This window comes from Bradyrhizobium uaiense (genome assembly GCF_010811875.1).
GTDB lineage: Bacteria > Pseudomonadota > Alphaproteobacteria > Rhizobiales > Xanthobacteraceae > Bradyrhizobium > Bradyrhizobium uaiense.
In genome coordinates, this window is the sequence record NZ_VKHP01000144.1 from 1 (window position 1) to 23,722 (window position 23,722).

At 59.1% G+C, this 23,722-nt stretch carries 21 protein-coding genes and 4 pseudogenes; 13 read left to right on the forward strand and 12 right to left on the reverse strand.

The window, feature by feature from the left end; all coding sequences use genetic code 11:
* The 6 genes and pseudogenes from FNJ47_RS28690 to FNJ47_RS28715 all read right to left on the reverse strand — a co-directional run.
* A pseudogene (locus FNJ47_RS28690) lies at nt 1-327 on the reverse strand (phage holin family protein); the annotation flags it as partial.
* 43 nt (nt 328-370) lie between these two features.
* Complete coding sequence (locus tag FNJ47_RS28695; protein ID WP_163159237.1) at nt 371-1,189, reverse strand: mechanosensitive ion channel family protein; 819 nt, start codon at nt 1,187-1,189, stop codon at nt 371-373.
* Between the two features lie 103 nt (nt 1,190-1,292).
* Complete coding sequence (locus tag FNJ47_RS28700; RefSeq protein ID WP_236000144.1) at nt 1,293-1,736, reverse strand: hypothetical protein; 444 nt, start codon at nt 1,734-1,736, stop codon at nt 1,293-1,295.
* A gap of 4 nt (nt 1,737-1,740) precedes the next feature.
* Complete coding sequence (locus tag FNJ47_RS28705) at nt 1,741-1,962, reverse strand: hypothetical protein (protein WP_163159239.1); 222 nt, start codon at nt 1,960-1,962, stop codon at nt 1,741-1,743.
* Between the two features lie 31 nt (nt 1,963-1,993).
* On the reverse strand, nt 1,994-2,842 hold the full coding sequence (locus FNJ47_RS28710) for a hypothetical protein (protein WP_163159241.1): 849 nt from the start codon (nt 2,840-2,842) through the stop codon (nt 1,994-1,996).
* A gap of 815 nt (nt 2,843-3,657) precedes the next feature.
* Nucleotides 3,658-4,176 (reverse strand): hypothetical protein, encoded by a 519-nt coding sequence (locus FNJ47_RS28715; protein WP_163159243.1) that lies wholly within the window; start codon nt 4,174-4,176, stop codon nt 3,658-3,660.
* Between the two features lie 124 nt (nt 4,177-4,300).
* On the opposite strand from FNJ47_RS28715, the gene FNJ47_RS28720 reads away from it, so the two are divergent.
* Nucleotides 4,301-5,329 carry a glycosyltransferase family 4 protein gene (locus FNJ47_RS28720; RefSeq protein ID WP_163159245.1) on the forward strand — a complete coding sequence of 343 codons (1,029 nt, stop codon included), beginning with the start codon at nt 4,301-4,303 and terminating at the stop codon, nt 5,327-5,329.
* A 213-nt stretch (nt 5,330-5,542) separates the two neighbouring features.
* Here the strand turns inward: FNJ47_RS28720 and FNJ47_RS28725 are convergent, their stop codons facing one another.
* Nucleotides 5,543-5,773, reverse strand: a complete 231-nt coding sequence (locus tag FNJ47_RS28725) for a hypothetical protein (protein ID WP_163159247.1) — start codon at nt 5,771-5,773, stop codon at nt 5,543-5,545.
* A gap of 190 nt (nt 5,774-5,963) precedes the next feature.
* Here FNJ47_RS28725 and FNJ47_RS53315 point away from each other — a divergent pair, with 190 nt between their 5' ends.
* Nucleotides 5,964-6,095 carry a hypothetical protein gene (locus FNJ47_RS53315; protein ID WP_283811306.1) on the forward strand — a complete coding sequence of 44 codons (132 nt, stop codon included), beginning with the start codon at nt 5,964-5,966 and terminating at the stop codon, nt 6,093-6,095.
* Nucleotides 6,096-6,412: 317 nt separating this feature from the next.
* Here FNJ47_RS53315 and FNJ47_RS28730 read toward each other — a convergent pair whose 3' ends face one another.
* Nucleotides 6,413-6,649, reverse strand: a complete 237-nt coding sequence (locus FNJ47_RS28730) for a DUF3606 domain-containing protein (RefSeq protein WP_430649422.1) — start codon at nt 6,647-6,649, stop codon at nt 6,413-6,415.
* 208 nt (nt 6,650-6,857) lie between these two features.
* A complete protein-coding gene (locus FNJ47_RS28735; protein ID WP_163159251.1) occupies nt 6,858-7,082 on the reverse strand; it encodes a hypothetical protein in 225 nt (74 codons plus the stop codon).
* A 158-nt stretch (nt 7,083-7,240) separates the two neighbouring features.
* Between FNJ47_RS28735 and ligD the strand changes: the two genes are divergently transcribed.
* The 4 genes and pseudogenes from ligD (at nt 7,241) to FNJ47_RS28750 (ending at nt 12,457) form a co-directional block, all read left to right on the forward strand.
* A complete protein-coding gene (gene ligD / locus FNJ47_RS28740; protein ID WP_163159253.1) occupies nt 7,241-8,164 on the forward strand; it encodes a non-homologous end-joining DNA ligase in 924 nt (307 codons plus the stop codon).
* Nucleotides 8,165-8,320: 156 nt separating this feature from the next.
* On the forward strand, nt 8,321-8,665 hold the full coding sequence (locus FNJ47_RS28745; protein ID WP_163159255.1) for a hypothetical protein: 345 nt from the start codon (nt 8,321-8,323) through the stop codon (nt 8,663-8,665).
* A gap of 1,434 nt (nt 8,666-10,099) precedes the next feature.
* Complete coding sequence (locus tag FNJ47_RS53985; RefSeq protein WP_347341731.1) at nt 10,100-10,297, forward strand: DUF6471 domain-containing protein; 198 nt, start codon at nt 10,100-10,102, stop codon at nt 10,295-10,297.
* A 1,294-nt stretch (nt 10,298-11,591) separates the two neighbouring features.
* Nucleotides 11,592-12,457: pseudogene (locus FNJ47_RS28750) on the forward strand (transglutaminase-like domain-containing protein).
* Nucleotides 12,458-12,602: 145 nt separating this feature from the next.
* Here FNJ47_RS28750 and FNJ47_RS28755 read toward each other — a convergent pair.
* The 3 genes from FNJ47_RS28755 to FNJ47_RS28765 all read right to left on the reverse strand — a co-directional run bounded on the left by FNJ47_RS28755 (nt 12,603) and on the right by FNJ47_RS28765 (nt 17,685).
* A complete protein-coding gene (locus FNJ47_RS28755; protein ID WP_165445917.1) occupies nt 12,603-13,961 on the reverse strand; it encodes a PAS domain S-box protein in 1,359 nt (452 codons plus the stop codon).
* 609 nt (nt 13,962-14,570) lie between these two features.
* A complete protein-coding gene (locus FNJ47_RS54785; protein ID WP_430649423.1) occupies nt 14,571-14,705 on the reverse strand; it encodes a hypothetical protein in 135 nt (44 codons plus the stop codon).
* A gap of 616 nt (nt 14,706-15,321) precedes the next feature.
* Entirely contained in the window at nt 15,322-17,685 is a 2,364-nt protein-coding gene (locus tag FNJ47_RS28765) for a hybrid sensor histidine kinase/response regulator (protein ID WP_163159269.1), read from the reverse strand.
* Between the two features lie 938 nt (nt 17,686-18,623).
* On the opposite strand from FNJ47_RS28765, the gene FNJ47_RS28775 reads away from it, so the two are divergent.
* The 7 genes and pseudogenes from FNJ47_RS28775 to FNJ47_RS28805 all read left to right on the forward strand — a co-directional run.
* Complete coding sequence (locus tag FNJ47_RS28775; protein ID WP_163159257.1) at nt 18,624-18,827, forward strand: DUF3606 domain-containing protein; 204 nt, start codon at nt 18,624-18,626, stop codon at nt 18,825-18,827.
* A gap of 456 nt (nt 18,828-19,283) precedes the next feature.
* Nucleotides 19,284-19,505 (forward strand): annotated as a pseudogene (locus FNJ47_RS28780) (DUF2252 family protein); the annotation flags it as partial.
* A 702-nt stretch (nt 19,506-20,207) separates the two neighbouring features.
* The gene (locus tag FNJ47_RS28785; RefSeq protein ID WP_347341730.1) at nt 20,208-20,438 is read left to right on the forward strand and encodes a hypothetical protein; all 231 of its coding nucleotides are present in this window, start codon (nt 20,208-20,210) and stop codon (nt 20,436-20,438) included.
* Nucleotides 20,439-21,345: 907 nt separating this feature from the next.
* Nucleotides 21,346-21,552: a hypothetical protein gene (locus FNJ47_RS28790; protein ID WP_163159259.1), complete on the forward strand. Its 207-nt coding sequence runs from the start codon at nt 21,346-21,348 to the stop codon at nt 21,550-21,552.
* A 731-nt stretch (nt 21,553-22,283) separates the two neighbouring features.
* Nucleotides 22,284-22,475 (forward strand): hypothetical protein, encoded by a 192-nt coding sequence (locus tag FNJ47_RS28795; protein ID WP_163159261.1) that lies wholly within the window; start codon nt 22,284-22,286, stop codon nt 22,473-22,475.
* Between the two features lie 290 nt (nt 22,476-22,765).
* Nucleotides 22,766-23,590 (forward strand): annotated as a pseudogene (locus FNJ47_RS28800) (adenylate/guanylate cyclase domain-containing protein); the annotation flags it as partial.
* Nucleotides 23,591-23,600: 10 nt separating this feature from the next.
* A partial coding sequence (locus FNJ47_RS28805) for a transposase (protein WP_163159263.1) occupies nt 23,601-23,722 on the forward strand: 122 nt, incomplete at its 3' end.

The window sequence follows — 23,722 nt, forward strand, 5'->3', positions numbered from 1 at the left end:
CGGTATTTCCGGTCCCGGGCGCGCGAGCATTACACGCCCCGCCACCAATCCCGCGAGCCCGAGGACAAGAAACGCACCCCCCACCACCGCATATGCAATCCAGACGTCGTAGCGCGCCTCGAGGGCGTGGAAGGCCGCACTGACCCCAATCCCGATCGCAATCAGCAGCGAGATCGCGCCGACCAGCATGAACCCGCACGCCACCGCGTAGCCGGTCACCAGATGCCCGATCCACCGTCGTAAGTCTCCGAGATAGGAGCGGAAGATCAAGCTCAGCGAAGACGGTCGGGAGTTGGCGCCCATAGCGATATCCTTGGCGATATCCATTGCAAGTCGGCAACCGACAACCCGGAAGGATGATCGACGTTCCCTACCCCGCCGCGCGTGACGGCTCGGGCCGGGTGGCGTTTGCGTCAGCAAGCATCGTGCTGACGAGGTCCATGAGCCGCTGCTTCACCGCGTCGGCCTCCGCCGGATTGGCCTTGGCGCTGACCGTCAGCTCAACGATGGGATGCACGGCATCGGAGATATCTACCACCTTGGAGACGTGCACCTCGGGCACAGGCCGTGGTTCGATCCGGGAATCCTCGCGCAGATGTTTCAAAATCTGCTCGCCGATCCGCTCGATCGGACGCCCGGCGCGGACCGGAAACGACACCTTCACCTCGCCCGTGCCGGGATAGGTGCTGTGATTGATGATTGCGCTGCCCCACACCGATCCATTGGGCAGCAGGATCTGGGTGTTGTCGGCCGCAATCAACTCGGTCATGAACAACGACAGGGCCTGCACTTTGCCAGCCTTGCCGGCGACCTCGACGTCATCGCCGATCCGGAACGGCCTGAACAACAACAGCATCACGCCGGCGGCAAGGTTCGATAGCGTACCCTGCAAGGCCAACCCGATGGCCAGCGACGTGGCACCGAGCACCGCGACGAGGCTTGCCGTCTGGATGCCGAACAGCTGCAAGACGGCGATACCGACCACTACGAGCACAGCATAGCGGGCAAGACTGGACAGGAACACCGTGACCAGGGCGTCGATGCGGTGCGTTGCGGCAAGTACGCGCGAGACAAAGCGCTCGGCGATGCCGGAGGCGTACCAACCGAGAACCAGCAGCAGGATGGCAACCACTGCGTTGAGCCCGTAAAGAACCAGCGTCGCCTTCAGCGTTTCGAAATTGAGCGTCATCGGCTTTCCTGTGGCAATGGCGACCGGCCGGTCACCACAAGCAGGCCAAACGCCGCTGTGAAGCTCGCGTTCCCGAACGCATGGTCTGCAGCGCGCCGAATGCCTAGCCACCTGGAGCGTGACTTGCGCGCGGAGGAAGAGTGCTCGGGAATGGCTGCGCCACCATGAGCGTCGCGCGCTCGTTGGTTTCCAGCGCGATCTTCTGGGCAAGCATGACGTCGCCTGGCACCAGAGAACCGACGGGACGGAAGCACCAGCCCAGCACGACGCGATCCCGGCCGTCCATCTCGTAGACGTTGGTCGATGTCCCGTAGCAAATGCGGTAGCGCTTGCCCGACTCTGAGCCGATGACGTCGAAGCGCTTGTATTTCTCGAATTGCGATCGCTGCTCCGGTGAGAGCCATGCGGACAACAGCGCAATTCCGCGCGCCTCTATCCGCTCATAGGCCTGCCAGCGCTCCCAGATCGCGGCCCCGGTCGCGCATAGCGCGCTGCTGGCGCGCCGAAACACAGACGACAACGCCACCTCGGGCAGACGAGCCATCATGGCGTCAACCGCCGACCAGCCTGGGATAGAACAAGGTTTCCTCGGCGGCCGGATCAAGCGTGCGAACCAGTGCGGCTTCGCCGGAGGACCTCCGAACTGCGGCGGTATAGCCCTCCGCCGTCAGCTCGGCGAAGCGCGCATTCGCCCAGGCGAGCTGCTCGCTGTCGTTCGGGTCGAACTGCTGCCTTGTGTCGCCGGAGTGGTCCATCACCAAGATCGTCGCCATCATTGTCTCCCTTGAAGGACGTTCAACTGCTTCAGACGATCGGCACGGCCGTCGTCGGCCTACCACCCATCCATTCCGGCAGCGTGGCACCGTCGCGATGACGGCCACCCGCGCATGCCGCGGTCCACGCCGCGACGGCGCCGAACACCAGCGCCGCTGCAATCGAGAACGCCAGGATCACGGCACCGCGCCGCGAGCGCTGGATGGCGGTCCTGGCATCTCCGATCACGTTGTCGACGCGCTTCTCCGCCTCGGCAGCAGCCAGGCCGGTTGTGGCAGCAACCTGCTGGATCAGATAGCTGTGATCTTCGGGGCTGATCCCGCTGTGGCTCGAGCTGGTCAGCAGGATACGGCCCGCCTCGGCGCGCTCGTAACCGATGTCGATGTTGGCGGGGCGCCGCACGGACCGGTATAGGTGGTCAAGCTCTGCGCTCAGGAGTGGCTCTGCGGCCGTCGCTGATGGCCGATTCTGGGCTACCGGGCGCGCGGTCGACATGCCGACCAGCGCGACGATTGTCGCTCCCAGGATGACGGCGAGGGCCCAAGCCGTCAGACCATGAAGCCCGTCGCGGCTTTCGATCATATCCGCCGGTGTCGCGCCGATCACGCGCTGGGCTCGGCCGGCGATATACCCGCCGACGCCGAAGCTGACCAGTGCCTGCAAGATCAGGTACAGCCCGGATAGCAGCGCAAGCGCAGCCGACGCATCGCGCCACGACGGTGAACTCGAACTCACACCCAGGCCGACGGCAGCACCGAATCCGATCAGAATCGCCGTTAGCGCCGACGCCGTGAGTGCGCCGGCAAAGACCGGGCTCCACTGCAGCCGAAGGCCGGTCCTGTTCGCGGCGGACACGGCAAGCCCATGCTCGTTATCCATGACGCGCCTATCGCAACCCGAAGAACGACAATATCGCGAGAATGACCACGATCAGTCCCACCAGATAAATCAACTGGTTCATACAAACCTCCTCCGCTCACTACGTACGGACAATCTGCCCGCGAAGCCAAAGTTCCTACGCGGACCAGCATCTCGCTATCGCCTCCAGGATTTTTTGCAGATTGAGCCCAGCGGCGTCCGAGCCGCGCACATCTACTTGACAAAGAAAACCCCGGCTCAGATGTCGGAGCCGGGGTCCGAGTGTAGTTCTGCTGATCAAGCTGATGCTCCTTGAGAGCAGCAGGTTACGACGATGTGTGCGTCGACATATATTTCGGCACCGATCTCGGCCGCGAACGTTTAGGGCCACATGCTGGGCAGCCCGGCCGGCACGCCTGAGTTCTTCTATCGACGAACGCCCCTCGCGAACGGCCTGCAGCAGTCCAGATGCAGCACTGGTCCGCCGCGTCGTGTCGGAGCGCGGGACGTCGCTGCAGACCTCGTCGAGCACCGCGCGAAGCACGGCCACCGTCTCGCCATCGCGCATCACGCTCTCCCCTGCCTTTTTGTGACTGGACCGAGAGCCTGACACAGGGCAGCACAACGCGACTTTAAGTATGTTAAGTCAGTGCGGAAATTCGCGCTGCAAGGCACAGCACCTAGCCGCGCCGCTTGGTGTGCAGACATCACTACACCCACTATTTCGGAAGCTCTGCTTTTTACCGGAGAGGAGCCTAGCTCGGAACGTCGGATTTCGATAGTCCGCCAAAAACCACTGTCGTCGCCGAACAACTTCACCGCGGACAGTTTGCATGTCACGCTGATATCACCCTCCGTAGTCGCGGTGCATAGGACGAGCAGCCAATATCTCCCGGCCGCGAACGGTCGCCAACGCATAGCCGGTTGCTGTTGTCCAGCGTTGTGGAGATAATCGCCATATTGCCCCAGTCTTGCCCGACGGCAGTGCCGGCAATGAGGCCTGCAGCGCTGTCGCGCGGCACGCGAGCGGGCCCGAGCCAAAGCGCGCTGAACGTCTGATCGCGGGTGACCGGGAAAAACAGGAAACTTTGCTGACCGTTTGAGTTGCCTATGATTGGATCGGTCGCAGGAGCGTGACGATGGTCGGCGATATCGTCTTGAAGAATGCCACGGAGACCGCCTGGACAGTTTATCGGGCGCGCCACCCTGACGGTGGTCCGCAGGACAGCCGGCGCTGCCTTCTTGAACGATACCTGCAAAGGAGAGGAAAGAGCGTGAGAGCGATACCGAAGAACTCGCCGGCTTCGGGATTGCCTACCTGCACCGCCTTCCTCGAGACGAATGATGACGAACATGAAAATGCTCGTCGTACGCGTAGCTCGTGGGAGTACAAGGCTCTTTTGGACGCTGCTCGCGATCGCCTTTCTCATCTCCGCGGTCGTCGTGATCGGCTTACGGGTGATCTTTGGTGACTGATCGATGCGCATCGCCCAGCTTGCCCCATTGGCCGAGAGTGTTCCTCCAAAGTTGTATGGCGGCACGGAGCGGGTGATCGCCTGGCTGGTGGATCAGCTGGTCGAACTCGGGCACGACGTCACCCTGTTCGCGAGCGGAGATTCGAGGACGGAGGGGAAGCTCCATGCTGTCTGGCCGCGCGCGTTGCGGCTGGGACGGAAGGGCGTCGATCCAAACGCCGCCTGCGCGCTGCTGATCGAGGCCATCGCCGAGCGCGCAGGCGAATTCGATGTGATCCACTCGCATGTCGACTGGTTGCCTCTGCCGGTCTTGACTCGCGCGGGTGTGCCGTTTCTGACGACCATGCATGGCCGGCTTGACCTACCCGGCTTATCCGGCGTGATCGGCGCGTTTCCGGAGGCCCCATTCGTATCCATTTCGGACAACCAGCGCCGACCCCTTCCCGGCGCGCACTGGATCGCGACGATTCCGCACGGATTACCCAAGGATCTGTTTGGGCCCTCCTACGAATCGGGTTCGTACCTGGCTTTTCTCGGGCGGCTCACGGTGGAGAAGGGCCCGGAAGACGCCATGCGCATCGCGCGTGCCGCCGGGATGCCGCTGCGGATCGCCGCCAAGATTCCTCGCGCGCAGACAGGATACTTCAAAAAGAAGCTCGAGCCCGAGATCGACGGAGAGAACATCCTGCTGGTCGGCGAGGTGGATGAAGTCCGCAAGCAACCGTTCCTCGCGGGTGCCGCCGCCTTGCTGTTTCCAATCGATTGGCCCGAGCCCTTCGGCCTAGTGATGATCGAGGCGATGGCATGCGGAACGCCCGTGATCGCCTATCGCTCCGGGTCGGTGCCGGAAGTAGTGGAGGACGGTATCACCGGCTTTATCGTAGACGGCGAGGAGCAGGCGATCCGAGCCGTCAAGGAGGCCGCACGGCTGGATAGAAGAAGGGTCCGCGCCCGCTTCGAAGAGCGTTTCGGAGCCAGTCGGATGGCGAGGGAATACGAAAGCCGGTATCGCGAGCTGGTCGCTCGAAGGTGACGCCAATCGAAGAGTCTCGTTCGGTGGGACGGCTGAAACGGAAGCGGGCCGCCCGGAGTACCGGACGAGCCGTTCGTCAAAAATCTGTTTGCTCAGTGCATGTGGACCAGAAAATAGCCGACGCCACCGACAACGAGGACCGCGGGAACGGCCCACAAAATCAAGACAGGCATGTTCTCCTCCAATGGCTAGTCAGACTAGAGCCGTGAGCGATTACTGCTCGGTGCAGACCTTGGTGGTCTTCACGGCGGACTCGGCTTCCGTCTTGGTCTTGTAGACGCCGTCGCCGATGACCGTCGTGGTGGTGGTGGTGGTCGGCTTGGCGTCGACGACGGTACACTTCTTGGTGGTCGCGTCGCGAACGATGTAGAACTCGGCGGCGCTGACGGCCTGGGTGCCGAGGGCGAAAGCGGCCAGAGCGCCGCATACGATCAGCTTCTTCATGGTATCCTCCTCAAGCAGTTCGCAGGTAGTCACTGCCAACGAGGCGGCTCGGCCGAAGTTCCAGTTATTCCGGTGGCGGATCGCTGGATTGTCTCGGCCCGATGGAGCGTCGGGCTTTCATGTGGCGCGCTTTTCACCGTCGATTACCTGATGTCGGTAGCCGCCAGCTTATCGGGCAGCACGATGTGCGATGCGCGAGCGCACGCAGGAGGAGCTTACACAAGGCCTGTTGCTCCTCGGCGGCTGCTGGACACCGGAAATGATGCGAGCGCTGGAATTACTCACCGCCGAGCGCGCTGCGGTGCAAAAACGGGAAGCATGAAACGACGTCCTTCTCAGGACGGACAAAATTCGCAGTCAGGTTACATTCATTTGGGCGTGCGCTTTAGACGAATGACTAGCCGATGATCGGTCCAGAGTTCGACGATGTCGTGGGCGTCCAGGTAGCCCTCAGCCCTCTCCCTCGCCTCGTCGTCACCATGGCTGGTGAATTCGTAGGTGGCCCGAGCAACGCCCTGCGCATCAACCGCGAAGGCTACATATGGTCTGAGCCTCTCAACCATTTTCGTTCAATCGACTGATCAACAACAGGGCGCAGCTCCACACCAAGATCAGAGATCAGGGAGCTGCTGCCAACGTTCACCGCGAAGGCCTCGTTCCTAGCGACCTCTTCATTGTTGATCCTAGCCGCCGCTCCACGCGCTTGCGGCTATTGCCGACCTTCTTGACCGCTTTCTTCACAGAGGCCGCAGACCTCCCCGTCTTTGTCCCCTCGTAGCTGACCTCGTAGTCCTGCCCACCAGCGCGTACCCTGTCCTGCTTGCGGCCACGTGCCGTTTGCCTTTTCGCCTTTTTTGCCATGCTGGCCTCCCTCATCCGCCGCATTCCTTGCGGCAAATCCGGGAACAGCGACTCACCGGCCTTGGTTCCTAGCCTGCATAGCGGGCATATCCCTTGGCTCGGCAACGTTCGGATCGCCCGTCTCCTTGGCGAGGCCGTGATGGAAGAGATTGCTCCCGGCGCCCCAGCGAGGTCTGAAACGTCCTGAGCTTCGTGGCCATGAGGCGTGCCGGCTCGCGGATTCTTAGCGCCGCCGCGCGACCCAGATGCCGATCAGGAAGGCGACGAAGAGCGACTGCAACGGCGCCTTCCTGGTAACCTCACGCAGCCGCTCGCCCCAGCGCAGCGTGACGTCCTGCGAAGGCTGCTGGGACTGTCGACGCGGCGCTTCGGAAGTCTGACCGCTGCCATCCTCCTGCTCGATTAGCCCCGAGGCTTCCGTCATCGCCGAGGCTTCTTTCATATCCATGCGGCTCTCCTATCACAGGGTCAGGCCGACTTCCGCCGCTTCTTCGCTGTCTTTGCCAATCTGGCAAAACGCAAGGTAAGGTCGCCAGTTCCAATTGCGGACCGGAACGATTGCGACCAAGCCCGTTTGAATCAGCTCATTGTTTGTGGAGTTGCGTTGTGGCGTTTCAGCGGAGGAAGCCCGAGGCGATCGGAGCGAAGGCGCTCTTTCCCGGCTTCATTGCGCCGGCTCTAGCATCACCGATCGAGAAGGTGCCGAGCGGCTCTCGCTGGGTCCACGAGATCAAGTTTGATGGTTATCGCGTCCAGACCCATCTCACGAACGAAACTGTGACCATCTTCACCCGCCGCGGCCACGACTGGACCAAGCGCTTCAAGAAAGTCGCCGGCGACGCCTGGCACATCTCCGCCGCATCCGCGATTATTGATGGCGAGATCGTCGTTCCGGCTACAGATGGCACCACCGACTTCGCCGTCCTGCAGAACGAGCTGCGCGGCAATTCCAGGAGGATCGTGCTAGTCGCCTTCGATCTGCTCTATCTCAACGGCCGCGATCTGCGGAAATTGCCCCTGAAGGAGCGCAAGGCTGTGCTCAAAAAGCTTGTCGCCGGCACCGCCGTCCAATTTAGCGAAAGCTTCGAGGTCGACGGCCCCAAGATGTTCGACCATGCCTGCGAGCTCGGCTATGAGGGCGTCGTGTCGAAGGTCGCCGACAGTGTCTATCCGACCGGCACCCGCAGCCGCGACTGGGTGAAGAAGACCTGCGCTCAACGCGAGACGCTAACCATTGCGGGCTTTGCGCTCGACGGCAACGATTGGGACGGCATTTATGTCGGCCGCAGGCAGGGCGACGACCTGCTCTACGCCGGCAAGGTCGATCATGGTTTCGACAAGGCCTCAGCCGCCGACCTTCGCCAGCGCCTGACCCCGCTGATCCGGAAGACGCAGCCCTATACCAAGCGCATCAGGCACAAAGGGATCTGGGTCGAGCCGAAGCTGCTCGCCGAGATTGAGTACCGCGCGAAATCAGCCGAGGGCAAGGTGCGGCATCCGTTCTTTCGCGGTGTCCGGGAGGACTTATGAGTAAGCCGGCATGCATCCGATGTCTTTGATTACTTTTACAAGTAAAAGCCGCAGGGCATTGTCGATGAAACGCTCAAAGAGCCATAAGACCTAACTGGAACTCCTCAATTCCCTCAGCGTTTGCGGGGCAGGCTCGAATATTGGGATCGCGACGACATGAAATGGATTCTAGTCGTATTGGTTGGTGGCGTGGCGCCGGTTCAAACCGATCTTGTGTTCGAGAAGCTCTCCGATTGCTTGACCGCTGAGGAGCAGCTGCGACAGACTTATGCGAACGCCTACAGCGCCTTGAGTCAACGCTCGATGATGGATAACGACGAATTCGACAAGCGCCGCGGCCGCCACCACCGCCGAGCTCGAGAGGAAGCCGCCGGAAAACTTGCGAATGCCGGGACCTGCATTCCGCATAATGGCACGGATCAGCCAATCACCTCTCTGGATCAACCAGCGCCGGCGCCTCAGCCACCCTCGCCCACACCTTCACCAAGCCCAAAGCCATAGAGCCAACTCTTGGCTACGCACTGTCACAACTGTCACAACCGCCGCCCGAGCTGCAGCAACGCTCTCGCGCGCCGAAGCGGCTCGTCCATTCAGGACGAGCCGCTTCTGATCGAATAATGACAAACTGTTCGATCACGATTCGAAGCTTGATCCCGACATCCTTGGTCCAAAGATTCAGGATCATATCTACCGCATCGCAAAAGGCGACTCGCCAGAGCGAAACGTCCTGAACCCGGGTGAGAGCGCTGCCCCAATCGAGGGCACGTATGCGCGCTGGCCACGCGCCCTCGCGGTACGATGCTGGATCGCAAGTTCGTTGCATTGGAGAGCCAGGTGGGTCGCCGCTATGTCATTTGGCCAACCGATGAAGGTGGTTGACCCCGGCTTCGAATACAAGAATGGCGAGAAGTACCAGCTAGGTCACCGCCGCGACTTCACGATGCAGCCCGTATGACTGCCGAACGCATCGGGTACCGCCGTTAGCGGATGCTGCTGCGACCGTATCGAGCGAGCGCGCCGCCGAAGCCGCCGCCAAAGCAAAAGTGATCTATGCCGGGTAGCCGGTGCAATCAAAGCGGCGTGCGATGCGGTCGAAGCAGAGTTGCCTGGCTACAAGACCAATGCCTCAGAAGGCGATACTTGACGCTTCAGAAGCCGCGACCGACGTAGATGTGGACGCCGCTTGAGGGGCACCGGAAGAGCAATACCTGAAAGACTCGGCCGAACAGGACACCCTTTTCGTGCCCCTAAATTCTGGATCCAGACCCCAGCTGAGGTACTGTCAGACATCGGCCACTCGCCAAATCAAAGCCGGCTACTGAAATCGAAAGGGGCCGCTTCACGCGCGGCCCCTTGCCGGTTTGTCCGAGTATCGGTTCGTGATGAAATCTAGCCCCGGCAAGAGCTAGATTAAAGTCTTCAACAACCTTGCGGGATTCCGGGAAAATACGGAGTTTCGTGCCGATACTCCGCTCACTACAGGCCGCGATAGGAACGATTCAGTGTCGGGAAGATTAGGCAATCGGCGACGGCGATATTCCGCCCCCCACGGCCCGCCCTCGCCATCAGTCCCAGCGCTCCTCCCCAGGGCGCTGGGACTTATTGTTTGGGGCGCTCATTTCCGGCCGCCTTCGGTTACCGTGAACCGCCGGAATGAAAGATGGCCGCCAACTGAGGCGGCCGTTTATCTCAATATGAGCATGGCGAGGCTTGCGACGAGTACACAGGTGCTCAGTGCTACTGCTGTAAGTGAACGGGCTTTCAGCCGGTCAAGTTTGTGTTCCATGGGGCCCGCCCACCCGCCTCGTTGCAGTGGGGGTTAAGTTACAAAGTGAACACAAGTTCCTAACTCGCACGTCGCCCAATTGAGGCGCCCCTACCCCCATGGGGTCCTCGCGCGTCATGCGCGAAGCTCGGCCGGTGGCGGTCGCTTAAATCTCGAAGGGCTGCGGAGAACTTTTAGAATTTGGACGGCGCGACCATCAGTGTTCTCGGCAGTGCGATGCTGACTGGAAAGAGGAAGCAGAGGCCAGGATCAACATGAAGCTCAAACGCGGATCGTTTACGGCGATCTTCTTCCTCGCGTGCGTTGCGGCGCTAGAGCTTGAACAGGTGGTGCTGGAGGAGATTTAGCTGCGGATGAGAAATTGGCATCTTTAGACTTTTGAGCCATATTCCGATCGTTCCGGGCTTGAAGCGAAAGTTAATTGTCGCGCTGGCGTAAATGAGCTGGCAGACTCGAACCATCACCGCACGGCTCTAGGTATCTATCGGTGATGAGATCGCTGTCACCGCGCTCCCGCCCTCTCCAACGCAGTGGAGCGCGCAAATGTTCGAACAGCCACGCCTCGAATCTTATTCAATGCCAGGGCGCATCTGCCTTGGTGTTGCAGCTTTCAGCAGCGCAATATTGATCTTCATTATTACGCTCGTGGCGTTTGCGCCCTAATACCGGATCATCATGACTTCGTGCTTTCGGGGCCACCGTCGGAAACGCGACGCGGCGGCTTGCGGGCGCTGGACAGCGGAATTGCTCCAACCGAGTCTCGTTGCGCTCAAAATGCCCCTGTCGACTGTTCGTATTGGAGTTCGAGTTGCGATTTGCGGCTGCCTTTCCCGAGGCGGCCCTTCGCATCAGCGGGCTCGAACACACGGACACGGATTTCGCAGACTATTCGATAGCACTCGTTGGACAGACTTTCGTGGAAAGGGCCCAAGAGCTGGCCATGCTAGCGAAGCTTGCTCCGTTCGATGAGGAAGCGAACCGGCAGCTATTGGCCAAACACGCTGTGGACGCCGCTACGAAGGCGCGATCATCCAATCCAAACCTTCCAACTGACATGCGTCGTCTGACGGCCAACGCTGCTCTTACCGCTGCTACCGCGGCTGGACGGCTAGGCAATCTCGATGAGGCGAAGGCCTTCAAGGCTCTCGCGATCAAGAACGGGAACAAGAAAGCGATGTCCATCGTAATACCAACCCCGACGTCTCCCCTAAATCAAGCGAATGAGTGCCGTTCGGGCGTAGGGTGAGATCAAGTCTTTTGCGGGAGCAGGCTGTAGATCGATTCTCTACCCTTTTCAGAATCTTTTCAGAACCGGGCTGAGTGACCTGACCTACGCCTCGTCCGAAGCCAGCTCGGATTTCAATGTCCAGTCGCAGGGTCGTGCGGTTGTTCGCCTATCCGATGTTATGGAAACAAAAGCTGATGCTGACCAGCCGAACAGGATTCTGATAGTGACACGTCGTCGTATGGTGGACCGTGAATATTGTCGACTGAGCTTATTGTAGCTCAAGCGCCAAGCGCGAACAGCCGGTTGTCGGTCCCCGCCCGGCGGGGCGGGCTTGCCTGTCTTTTCAGCACATTGGATTTGGAACCCGCTGCGTTGATCCAACTTATTGCTCATCAACGCGATGAGGCAAGACCATGGAAATCGAAGCCGGTTACGATATAGCCTTCAACTGCCTTCAAGACGTGCCCATGGTCCTCATGCTTACCGTTCATCCGTCGCGGCACGCCGACTTGTTGACCAAACATAAAGTCAGCTTTTCTCCCGATGTCGCGCATCGCGATTATCGTGATTCGTTCGGCAATATATGCACGCGCTTGACCGCGCCAGCCGGCCTGATTGAAATACACAATCGCTTCATCATTTCGGATCGCGGCCGACCGGATGAAATCGCCCCTGATGCTCGGCAGGTCGAGATTGATCAAGTGCCGGACGACGCGTTAATCTACCTGCTCGGTAGCCGCTACTGCGATACGCAAAAGATGAGCGATTTTGCTTGGTCTCAGTTCGGCACCATCATCGGCGGCTGGCAACGGGTGCAGGCCGTCTGTGACTATGTCCATAACCGGCTCGAGTTCGGCTATCACCATGCGCGATGCATCGAACAGCCGCCGAAGGGCATGACGAACAACGAGGCGTATGCCGGGATTTTGCTCATCTGGCCATCACACTTTGTCGATGCCTGAACATTCCTGCTCGTTATTGCACGGGTTATCTCGGCGACATTGGCGTCCCAAAAGATCCTGCCCCAATGGACTTCAGTGCTTGGTTTGAAGCCTATCTTGGTGGCCGATGGTACACCTTCGATGCTCGACACAATCATCCGCGCATCGGTCGCATTGTGATTGCGCGAGGCCGCGATGCTGCGGACGTTGCTATATCGACGACCTTTGGACCCGCGCGACTGTCTAGCTTCGCCGTCATCACCGAAGAACGGTCCACGCCACAAGGGCAGCAGACGTGCAATCATGCTCTCCCTGAACGCGAGGCAGCATTTGCCTGATTGGGATATTCCTGCGCCTTGACACTACAGCGCCCTGCTCAGCTTTACCGGCTAGGTGATCGCAGAACGCTCGTCGCTGCGCTTCACATTGAGCTCGAAAGATCCGTGAGCGTACCTTGAGGAGCCGGCCGTCGCCGACATACGATCAAAGCGGAAAACTAATCCGGCATACCATACCCTCGGGACGCCAATCAAAAGTCACGGCTCCCTTTCGCTCGACAGCCATTACCTGAATGATTTTGCTGCCAAAACCTGTATGGCTCGGCGCCTCCACTTTCGGACCATTGCTCTCAGCCCAGACAAGCTGCAACTTCCGGTCGGAATCGGACCACGTCACGTCAATACAGCCGTGGCTTGTAGATAGGGCGCCGTATTTAGACGCGTTCGTCACCAATTCATGGACGACAATGGCAATCGCTTGCGCCAGGTCCGGTTCAAGTAATACTTGAGGTCCGTTCGTGCGAACGCGATCATTCACGCCAAATGAATAAGGGGCCATCTCCTGCTTGAGGATCAGCGTCAGTTCCGCTCCGGTCCAGCGACTCGCTGCAAAAAGCGAATGAACGTTCGCGAGAGCCTGGATGCGTCCCTGCACCGACTGTTTTAGTTCATCGACAGAATCGGCCCGCGACAGATTGACCATAGCGCTCACATTGGCGAGCACATTCTTGCTTCGGTGTTCGGCCTCCCGTGCAAGTACGGAAATTCGCTCCTGTATTCGTTTCTGCTCGGTAATGTCGCGAGCGATCTTAGAAGCGCCGATGATAACGCCCGCTTTGTTCTTGATAGGAGAAATAGTCAAAGAGACCACAATCTGAGTACCGTCTTTACGCTGACGAATTGTCTCGAAATGTTCGATGCGTTCTCCTCTCCGTACCTTCGACAGTATTTCCCGTTCCTCAGCATGCCGGCTTTCCGGAATGACGATTGTGATGGGCTGTCCGATTGCCTCCGCCGCCATGTAACCGAACACGCGTTCGGCACCCTCGTTCCAGCTCGAGATGATGCCATCGAGAGTTTTGCTTACGATGATGTCGTCGCTTGAGTGGACGATCGAGGCAAGTAAGTTCAGCTCCTCTTCCGTATCCCGAAGCGCGCTTTCGATCTCTCTGCGCTCGGTAATATCCGTGTTCGTCCCACACCAACGAATTATCTCGCCCCCGGCATCACGAAAGGGGAGAGCTTGGGCGAGAAACCACCGATAGGTGCCGTCCTTACTCCGCAATGGAAACGTGTCTTCCCACGGCGTTCCGGTTTTGAATGACGCTTTCATTTTCGCAACGACGCGGTCCACATGCTCGGGGTGATGAACCTTCCGCCAACCCCAGCCTCGCATCTGTTCGAAATCAGTGCCTGTGTACTCGTACCAACGGCGATTGTACCAATACCTTTCGCCGGAGGCGTCCGCGATCCACGCAAGTTGTGGGATGGCGTCGACCAACGCGGCAAGCGCGACCCGACTAAGTCCATCCAAACGATCGTCCAAAATCCGCCCCTCGCTCACGCCATCGCCTCTGTCCAGGACGGCCGTCAGTTAACGACGAGATGGCTACGTTAGGACATTGTACCTCAAACGAGGCCGCTTTTGCATACTGCCAGCTGCGTTTCCGAAGCGCGTGTTGCTGGTATTACCCACGATGCTGCGGTCGCGGCGGACGGCAGGGGAGTGTTACCTCCAGTTAGGCTATCGCATAAGTTATTCCGAATACGGACCTTTTCGGCGAGATCGGCTAGAATGGCGCGTAAAGCCGCTGTTGGCCTTTGGCTGACGTGTCGGCCGGAGCGCTGAACATCCGTTTTGACCCGAAGCCGACATGCGCGTGCTGGCCTGTTTCCGACGTTAGTGGTCGAAGAACGCAGTGGCCTCTTTGGTGTTCACGCCAATTTACGGGGGATGATACTCGGCTCGCTCCTTGTCCGAGCAAGAAAGCCACCACTGGGTTAACAGAGCGGCTCTTGCGGGCGGATAACCTAAGGCTGAATTGTGGGTCAGGTGTCAGGCTATGGTCCCGGCTTTCCAATTTAGTTTGACGTGCAGACCTTGACGGTCTTCATGCCGGTTTCAGCTTCGGCCCTGGCCTTGTAGATAGTGTCGCCGCTCACCACAGTCGTTTCAGTCGATGTCGGCTTCGTCTCGGTGATGGTACATTTTTTTGGTCTTGGCGTCCTGCACAGCATAGAATGCTTCAGCAGCAAATGACGGCGCACCGAACGCAGTAATGATTGCAGCGGCAATAGCGGCCTTCAATTTCAGCGAGTCCTCCTCCAAAGCATCAGGCCGTTAAGCCTGTTTGAACTCAACAGACAAAATTGCCACCTGTTCTCGATTTGATTGGAACAGCGCGTCGCTCACCGGGTTCATTCGGGGGACAACTAACGGAGTTGAAGAGATGGATGGCCGCAAGGAAGCACGAACATTCGGTCTGGCTATCACGGCGGTTTATATGTTCTTGATGCTCGCGGCTATCGGGACTGCATAGAGGTCATCAAATGTCTTCGCAGCTCACTACGGCTTCCTTTGCTCTATTGTTTGTCGCAACGCTCTTCGTGAGTAGTCAGAGGTACGTAGACAGTCGCGCGCTCAAACTCAATCCAGCAGTGCCGTCCCGCTCGTTGCAGTGAGCCTTGGGGTCAACCAACGAACTCCAACAACACTATAATTTTACGGGCGCGTCTGGCATTCGCAATTCCGGTCCGCGTGTCATGGTGTCGGCCGCCTTCACTCGGTAAATCACCGCCGTTACGGAGTCGGCTTCTAATGGAGTTGGGGCTCACGCGCTGCCGCCTTCTTGCTCCCATCCCGGGAGATGTCTGCTATCACTTATTTACATCGGGCGGTCAGCTATCAAGCGAGTCCAATCGAGTCAGCGACGGTTCTTCATCGCATTTTCCAACCCCTGGCGGAGAGACTCTGGGGTGTAAGGCTTCACGATTAATATCGCGCCCAGTCGTGCGGCTTCAGCTTTTACTCCGCTGTCACCTGTCGCGAGAACCAAGCGTAGATCGGGCCGACGCGCCTGCGCGTCCCTTGCGAGCTGCAGCCCAGAGACTCCAGGAAGGCCGACATCCGTAAGTAAAATGTCCACAGGTTGCTCATCAAGAATCTTCAGGGCCTCCTGTGCCGTGGTGGCCTCTTTTACCTCGCATCCGATGCCGCTCAGCATCTCCGTCGTCGTTAGGCGAATGAGCGCGTCGTCTTCGACGAGCAACACGATCGCATCCTTAATAGTCTTTGCATTGGCCGAGTGTTGAGCTCCTTGAGCCACGCGCCTTTGAGCCTGATTCGCCAATACATGTCTGATTTTTCGCGCAAGCGCCTCGCGCCTGTAAGGCTTGGCCAGCAGCTCCACCCCGGGATCGAGCCGTCCGCCGTGCACGATGGCGTTCTGCGTATAGCCGGATGTGAATAGTACGGCGACATTGGGCAATCGCTCCTTGGCCTTTCGCGCCAAGTCCGGGCTACGCAGGCTGCCGGGCATCATGACGTCGGTAAATATCAGGTTTATCGGAATGCCGCTGTCAACGACGACGAGTGCGCTCGCTGCATCTCGCGCCTTGATCACGCGGTAGCCGAGCTCAGTAAGCATCGAGACCGCGACCTCGCGAACCTCGTCGTCATCCTCAACCACGAGGATGGCTTCCTCTCCGCCTTGAACTTCACCGGTCGGAGCTCCGACCAGAGTGTCTTCGCTTGCTACCGCTCGTGGGAAGTACAGCTTCACGGTTGTTCCGGCACCTACCTCGCTGTAGATTTTGACGTGTCCACCGGACTGCTTGAGAAATCCGTAAACCATAGCGAGACCCAGGCCCGTGCCCTTGTCCTCCGTCTTGGTTGTGAAAAATGGTTCATAGACCCGTTCCAGAATGTCCGGCGGAATTCCGATGCCAGTATCGGTTACCGCGATCATCACGTATTGCCCCGCAGACAATTCGTCATGCTGGCGGGCATATTCGTCGTCGAGGAAGGCATTGCTTGCCTCGATCGTGAGCCGGCCTTCGCCATTCATCGCGTCGCGAGCGTTGATTGCGAGGTTCAAGACCGCATTTTCCAGTTGATCTGGATCGACCAGGCTGTTCCACAGTCCACCCGCGACCACCGTTTCGACTTCGATCTCTCCACCGAGGGCGCGACGAAGCATCTCGTCCATGTTCTTGATTAGACGGCCGGCGTTCACAACTCTTGGCTCCAGCGGCTGTCGCCTCGCGAAGGCAAGCAATTGAGAGGCAAGTTTCGAGCCGCGCGCGACACCGCCAAGGGCGTTTTGGACCCGCATCTCGGCCCGAGCATTGCCAGCTATGTCTTTGCTGAGCAGTTGCAGGTTTCCACCGATGACCTGGAGCAAGTTATTGAAGTCGTGAGCAACGCCACCGGTGAGCTGCCCGATCGCCTCCAGTTTCTGCGACCGGATCATGGTCGCCCGCGCAGCTTGCAGTGCGGCTTCCGCCTCGCGCCGTTCGGTGACGTCTCGTGTAACCTTGGCAAAGCCGAGGAGCGTGCCTGCGTCGTCCCGGATGGCGTCGATCACGACGTGTGCCCAGAACACAGTACCGTCCTTTCGGACCCGTTGACCTTCGTGCTCCCAGCGCCCGGTTTGCGTTGCCGTCTCCAGGCCAATCCGCGGCAGCCCAGCGGCGCGGTCGGCTTCCGTGTAGAAGTCGGAAAAGTGCCGGCCTATGATCTCTTCAGGGGCATACCCTTTGATGTGCTGCGCACCCGCGTTCCAACTCGCCACGTGGCCGCTGGTATCCAGCATGAAGATGGCGTAGTCGGTAACACTTTGGACCAGCAATCGGAACTGTTCTTCGCTTTCGCGCAGCTTTGTCTCGGCAGCCCTTCGCTCGGTCAAGTCGCGGGTGATTTTGGCGAAGCCGACAAGCTCTCCCTCAGGCGAGCGGATCGCGTCGATGACAACATGCGCCCAGAACTGCGAGCCGTCCTTGCGAACGCGCCAGCCTTCGCGCTCGAAATGACCGGTACGCTCGGCCTCTGCCAGCGCTTTGGCAGGCACGTTCTGCGACCGTTCAGCATCTGTGTAAAAGGTCGAGAAATGTCGACCGATAATCTCATCCGCCTCATACCCCTTGAAGCGCCTGGCGCCGGGATTCCAACTGGTCACGCGACCCTCGCGATCCAGCATGTAGATCGCGTAATCAGTGATCGCTTCGACGAGAAGACGGTAGCGACCGTCGGTGGTCTGTGCGGCTTCGAAGCGGTTTGAGGTGTCCATGCCGATCCTATCCTGACCCCACGGGTTAGGACATAATCTACAGAAACACCGGCCGATCAATTCGGTTCCGTAGAACACTCGTGCGGTACTGAAAAGAGCCACGCTATTGCGCAAGTCGAAAGCGCCTCCTTCGTCGATCAATACATTGATGCGGGTGAACAAGGTCAGCAGCGTCCCCTGCACTCAGTTCATCTTGCAGCTATATGGGCGACGTACCGAATATCCCTACTAGTAGGTTTGAGCCCACGCGGTAGACCAACGGTCAGGAATTGTTGAGGCGACGAAGGACGCATCGTCTCTGAAACGTGCGTGATCATCTCAATAATGCCATTGACGCTTATCGGCGCTACCAGCGTCTGCTCGCGGCATGATCAACCCCAATTGTCCGATCTGCGGCGGTCTGGGCTGGGTCTGCGAAAACCATCCGCACCTGGCCTGGACAAAAGACCCCCGTGGTTGCCAGTGTGGCGCAGGCATGAGATGCGCGTGTAACAGCTCCGACGACATTGATCAGGGTCTGGAGGAGCCCGATGTGAGCGGGGTTTTCTCGGAGACCCCGCCCTCCAAGAGCTAGCGCCGCGCGGTCTTCTTACGACGATTGTAGGGCGAGCGGTTGATCAGCCGGAGCGAGATGCCCTCGCGCTGCGCTTTACTCGCGATCGACGCCTTCGGTCTTTCCATCCTAAGGCTGATGACACCTGTGGGAGTATTCGCTTTGTGTGCGATCGAAGCTGGCTTACTTCCTTATCGGTCCAAGGCTGACGCGAACGGCGCTTGTACTCTGGGTTGGCCTTTCGCGCGTTCTTTTTGCCGATCGGTGAACCCGGTCGTTTCATGCTGCCTTTGCCTTCTCGGCCAACTCCTGCTCGGATGAACACAATGAGTCGGCCCGCCAGTTCCTACTTAGGAACGCAGCGCCCGAGCCCGAGTTATCGGGAATGGACGGCCTTACGAAGAAAGATCAGTTCGAGCGTTCAAAGATCAATCTGCATGCGCCTGATCAAATGAAGTGCTGGGCTCGTGCGCTCGGTGTCTCAAAGGAAGAGCTTCGTAAGGCGGTCGATAAAGTCGGAAATTCTGCTGCGGCCGTCCGCAAGGAGCTGGAGGCGAGCCATGACGAAAGAGCAAGAAGTCAGCTCTGAATGTGCACGCGAAGCACGAAGACAGGCCGCTCTTCTTCCGCCCGGTCCGATCAGAGACGCACTGCTGGAGAAGGCTCACCAGTACGAATTGGCCTCAAAGACTGATTTGCACCACGATGCCGAAGAACCGACCCTGGGATCCCGCTGAAGACGGCACTCTGCAAAAGCTCATCGCTGAAGGCCGTTATGCCGCCGAGGTTGCGGTGGAGATGAACCGAAGCGCAGCCGCGGTGCGGCTCAGAGCAAAGGTTCTTGGGCTAACGCTTGCCGCCGCGCCGCGGGGGCGTAGGACGAGATAACCCAACATAACGCGTGCGGTATCGTTAAACCAGCGGAACTTTAGGGCGTTCATGTAGTTCCACCTGCCGGAACCCGATTTCGGACTGTGCGGGAGGTTTGGTGAGCAATCCGGATTCAACGCGGCAAGGCATTCTAAAAACACAACAAACGCTGAAGATGGCACGCTCAGCGCACGCTTATGTTCGCGGAAGCACCGTCAAGTTCTATGAGTGGCTAGACGCTCAACGACGAGGCACTTTGCCAGAGGGGCCGCCGGTCTGGATCTGCGGCGATTGTCACGCGGGTAATTTGGGACCTCTGGCGGACGCAGATGGCAAGATACGAGTCCAGATACGTGATCTTGACCAGACCGTGATTGGCAATCCGTCTCACGACCTGAGCGACGGTGGGTGAACGGAGTTCACTAGAAGGCGTCGCGATATCAATCATCCGTTTGGCGAACGGGATGGGGGTTATGCGGGACGATGATTTGAGCGACATCGTCGTCATCAGCTTCGAAGATCAAGTAGTTGATGACCATCCATCCGGCGCACGCGCCGAGAATGATCAACGCTCCCTTTAGCCACCGTCCCATAAAGCAAATATGCTCCGGGAGCTGGTTTACTACTACCCCCCTGCCGGCCACCGCAGTAAAACTGACGAATTACCTCGACTCGAGACGCATATTCGACCGATGCCGCACTTGGAAACTGCCAAAGCATCCTTCGCCGATTGATCGCTAAGGGCGACATGAACGGCGTTCCGTTGGCTGAGAGAGCGGTCAACGAATACTGGGATGTCACCCTGCCTGGGGCACGAAAGAGCGGCCTACGCTTGCTCCAAGACGACGTGCTGACACAGCTCAATGCTGTGATTGGAGACCAGCGAAGATTTGCTGAGGCTGTGAACGCTCACATCGAACAGAAGATCAATTCCTAGTTTGCTTTCAGCGCCCCGTCAGCAACAGACCGCCAGCGGCTGGATGGCAATGATCTATCGCGCGGGGCCGCGCCTCAGCGCAACGGATCGCTGGCCCAATGCCTAGGAACGGCACGGAGCAGCCCGAGTTAATACCGGGATAAGCGGCCCAGGAGCACTCCCGTGCCCGTCACAATGGCATGCGCCAAAGATCTTGAACTCATCGCTCTGCGCGAGTTGCGCAGTCTCCCGGGCGGAGAGCATGTCTGCCACGTCGAAATCAACCCCTCCGGTACTGATTGGACTTTGGTGCCCGTCATGCGTGATGGCGCTGATGGGGCGCAGGTCCTCATATCGGCAAAAACCACCGAACTGAGGCTGAAGCAGCGGTACTCGGTCCGCTTCGATTGGTGAGCGACACAATTCATTGCAGCGTCTCCCGCCGAGCACCGGCTGGCTCAAGTACCACGAGAGCGGAACGTTCGTGAGGATGAAGCAGGCGGGGAGCGACGTCGCACTAACCAAATGATCGGCCCCGGCGGCAAGGAACCATCGAGAGGGCAAAGCGTCGAACCATCGCTTCCGGCCTTTCAATCGCCCCCCCAACGGCTGGAAGAAAACCCGTATCTGCTCGGGCTGGCGGCCCCCTGGTTGGGGCCGCTTCATTTTTGGCGAACTGCCTGTTCGCCCAATCTTGCGGCTCTCCTGCCTCTTAGGGAGTACTTCCGCATAACGCGCCTGAATTTGCGAACCTTTGGCGCGCTGGCTCGTACTATCAGCCGTCAGGATTTTGCAATCACCTTCCTGGGACTAGATGCAACGCCGTCTGCGTGTATTTTAAGCAGACGGCGTTGTGCCTCGCGGGCGAGCAGCGCTAGACCCCCGCTTTCTGATGATTGAAAGCCGGCTACTGACCGCCGCCTCCGTGCGTCCCAGCACGTGAGCAATGTCCCGCTGCGTCATAGCGGTTTCTCGTATCATCTGAAGCAATCGTTGCTCGTCCTCATCGGACCATTGTTTAGCCGGCAAAAGAAATCCCCTCGCCGCTCAACCTCCCACGCCGCAGAGGCAACGGACAATATCGCATGTGAATCTGTAGGAGGAGGCAAGTGGCAATATTGTCGCGTTGCCGCAACATCGCGATGCCCCCCATGGCTAGAGCTTGTCTCGACTCCCTATTCGGTGTGCGATCAAGTTGACCAATCTCGACTGACGCGGGACTGGCCATGTGGCCCCAGCAATCGCCCCCGGGCCTCCAAGGGTTGCTGGGGCCACCTCGTTTCGATTCGCCAAACCGGCCTTCGATATCTATCTCTCGGGCATGCCGATCATCCGAAAGCCCCTCGAAATCCCGCCCGAGGTTGCCCGCCAGTTCGCCGACAAGATGCGGCCGTTCCATGCCGAGGATAGTCCGCTCAAGCGGGACGAGATCGCCGCGGATACCGCACATCTGCTTCTTCAGCACATGCCGAAGGGCGCCAAGCTGCGGCTTGCAGATGTGCTCGAGTTATTTAGGCTGATGCGGTGATTGAGTAAGCTCAGGCGCGGGTGGTTCAAAAAACGAACACGGCGACGATAGCCAGTGATGCCAGCGCGATCACGACGCATCCGGCTATGGTGAACCAGTCAGGGCGACTTCGCATCATTCCAACGTCCATGGGCCGACGCAGCTCCAGCTCGAGGGATGAGCGGGGCTACGGCGGTCTGGGTGGTGAGGGCGGCCAACCACCGCCTATGAAGTTATTCCTTTCCCAAGCTTGATCTAGCGGAATTCGCAATTGGTGCGTGGCGCAAAGGTAGTAGCGCGCCGCGTTCATTTGAGTTTTGTGTTCCGGCGCGTTCCAGGTGGAAGAGTCCCTCCGGACCGCAACGCATCTATGGCGTGGGCAATCAAAACGCCAACGCTCACAATAATGAAAAGGGCAAGTATGACGTTAAACATGGCTTTCACGGAAACGTCTGGCCCGTGATCAGTCAAAGGATTTCGGTCATTAAGGTTGCTTCTTGTCCATGACTGATGCGCTCAAGACACGTCGTTGCCGGTGCGACGGCGGCAAAAGCGCCCTGCCCGAAGTGCAAACTCGCCGATGACCCTCCGCGGCATGTTCAGCCGGCGCGACCGTCGCGAATAACGCGATCCTCGATGGCATGAGACGTGCTGACTAATTGCGGCCGGGGACTTCAATGTCCCCGTTCGGGAATAAGCGGTCGCCCGGCGCTTGTTTTTGAGACGGGTGGACCACAATTGAGGAGGCATAGTTGAACTACACAGCACCTCAACAGGCTCGGTTCTTCGTTCGCAAAGGAGGTACCGATGACTGGATGGTTTATGATCGCGAACTCAAAGGGCCGGCGCAGCTGAAGAAAAACGGCCCATTCGCCGAGAAGCTCACGAAGGAACAGGCCGAACACATAAAGCAGCTGCTGAGTGACGACCTCACCTGTAGGTAGGCTTCCGATGCGGGCTGATGCGATGACCGAGCCGACATGCATCCTGTGCGACGATACCGGCTGGGTCTGTGAGAACCACCCGGACCAGCCGTGGACCGGCAACCACGCCTGCCGGTGCGGCGGTGCCGGCCGCCTACTCATAAATTCGTCGCGTCCGCTCCTGTTCCCGAAGCCGACGTTGAAGCCGACTTAGCTGCATGTCCGCTTTGGGCGGCCCATCAGGCGACATTAGCAGCGTGGCCCGGTCTCCCGATCCGTCGTACAATGTTTCGTCGGTTGGGTTGAGAGCCATGGTGCAGGAGCGGCCATTCCCTGTCGAGCGCAGGTTGTCGGCGATATTGGCCGCCGATGTGGCTGGCTATTCGCGGCTCATGCACGATGACGAAGAGGCGACACGCGCCAAATTGACAGCGCTCTTGGCGGACACTGTTGTGCCAGCAATCGCTGAACACGGCGGACGTATCGTGAAGAACACTGGCGATGGGTTCTTGGCGGAGTTTACAAGCTCGGTTGAGGCTGTCCGAGCCGCCGTACAGTTTCAGACCCGCATCAAGGAACTAACAATCCAAGAGAAGAAAGAAAGGTGCGTTGCCTTCCGCGTGGGAGTCAACATCGGCGACGTAATCGTCGAGGCCCATGACATATTCGGGGACGGCGTTAACATTGCGGCGCGGCTTGAAGGTTTCGCAGAGCCTGGCGGCATCTGCATCTCGTCTTCTGCCTACGATCAAGTGCGAGGCAAGGTCGGTGTTGAGTTCGTCGATTTGGGCGATCAGAACTTCAAAAACATCACCCGCCCGGTCCGGACCTATGCTGTGACCTGGGATGAACCCGGCCCAACGACACGGTCTCACCGCACGGAACCGAGCGCGCTTTCACCGCCTCGTCTTTCCATCGTTGTGCTGCCATTCGCCAACCTCAGCGGCGATCCCGAACAGGACTATTTCGTCGATGGTGTAACCGAGAACTTAACGACAGACTTGTCGCGCATCAGTGGCTTGTTCGTAATCGCCCGGAACAGCGCGTTCTCGTACAAGGGCAAAGCAATCGACGTACGGCAAGTCGGCCGCGAGTTGAACGTCCGGTACGTGCTTGGAGGTTCCATGCAGCTCAGCGTGGGAGCGGATGGCGCCGTTGATCATAGGGCGCCCGGATCAGAAGGGCTCGACCGGGCGCGACAACCGAATGTTCGTTGAAGGAGTGCTGTGGATCGTGCGTACGGGGTCTCCCTGGCGCGATCTCCCGGA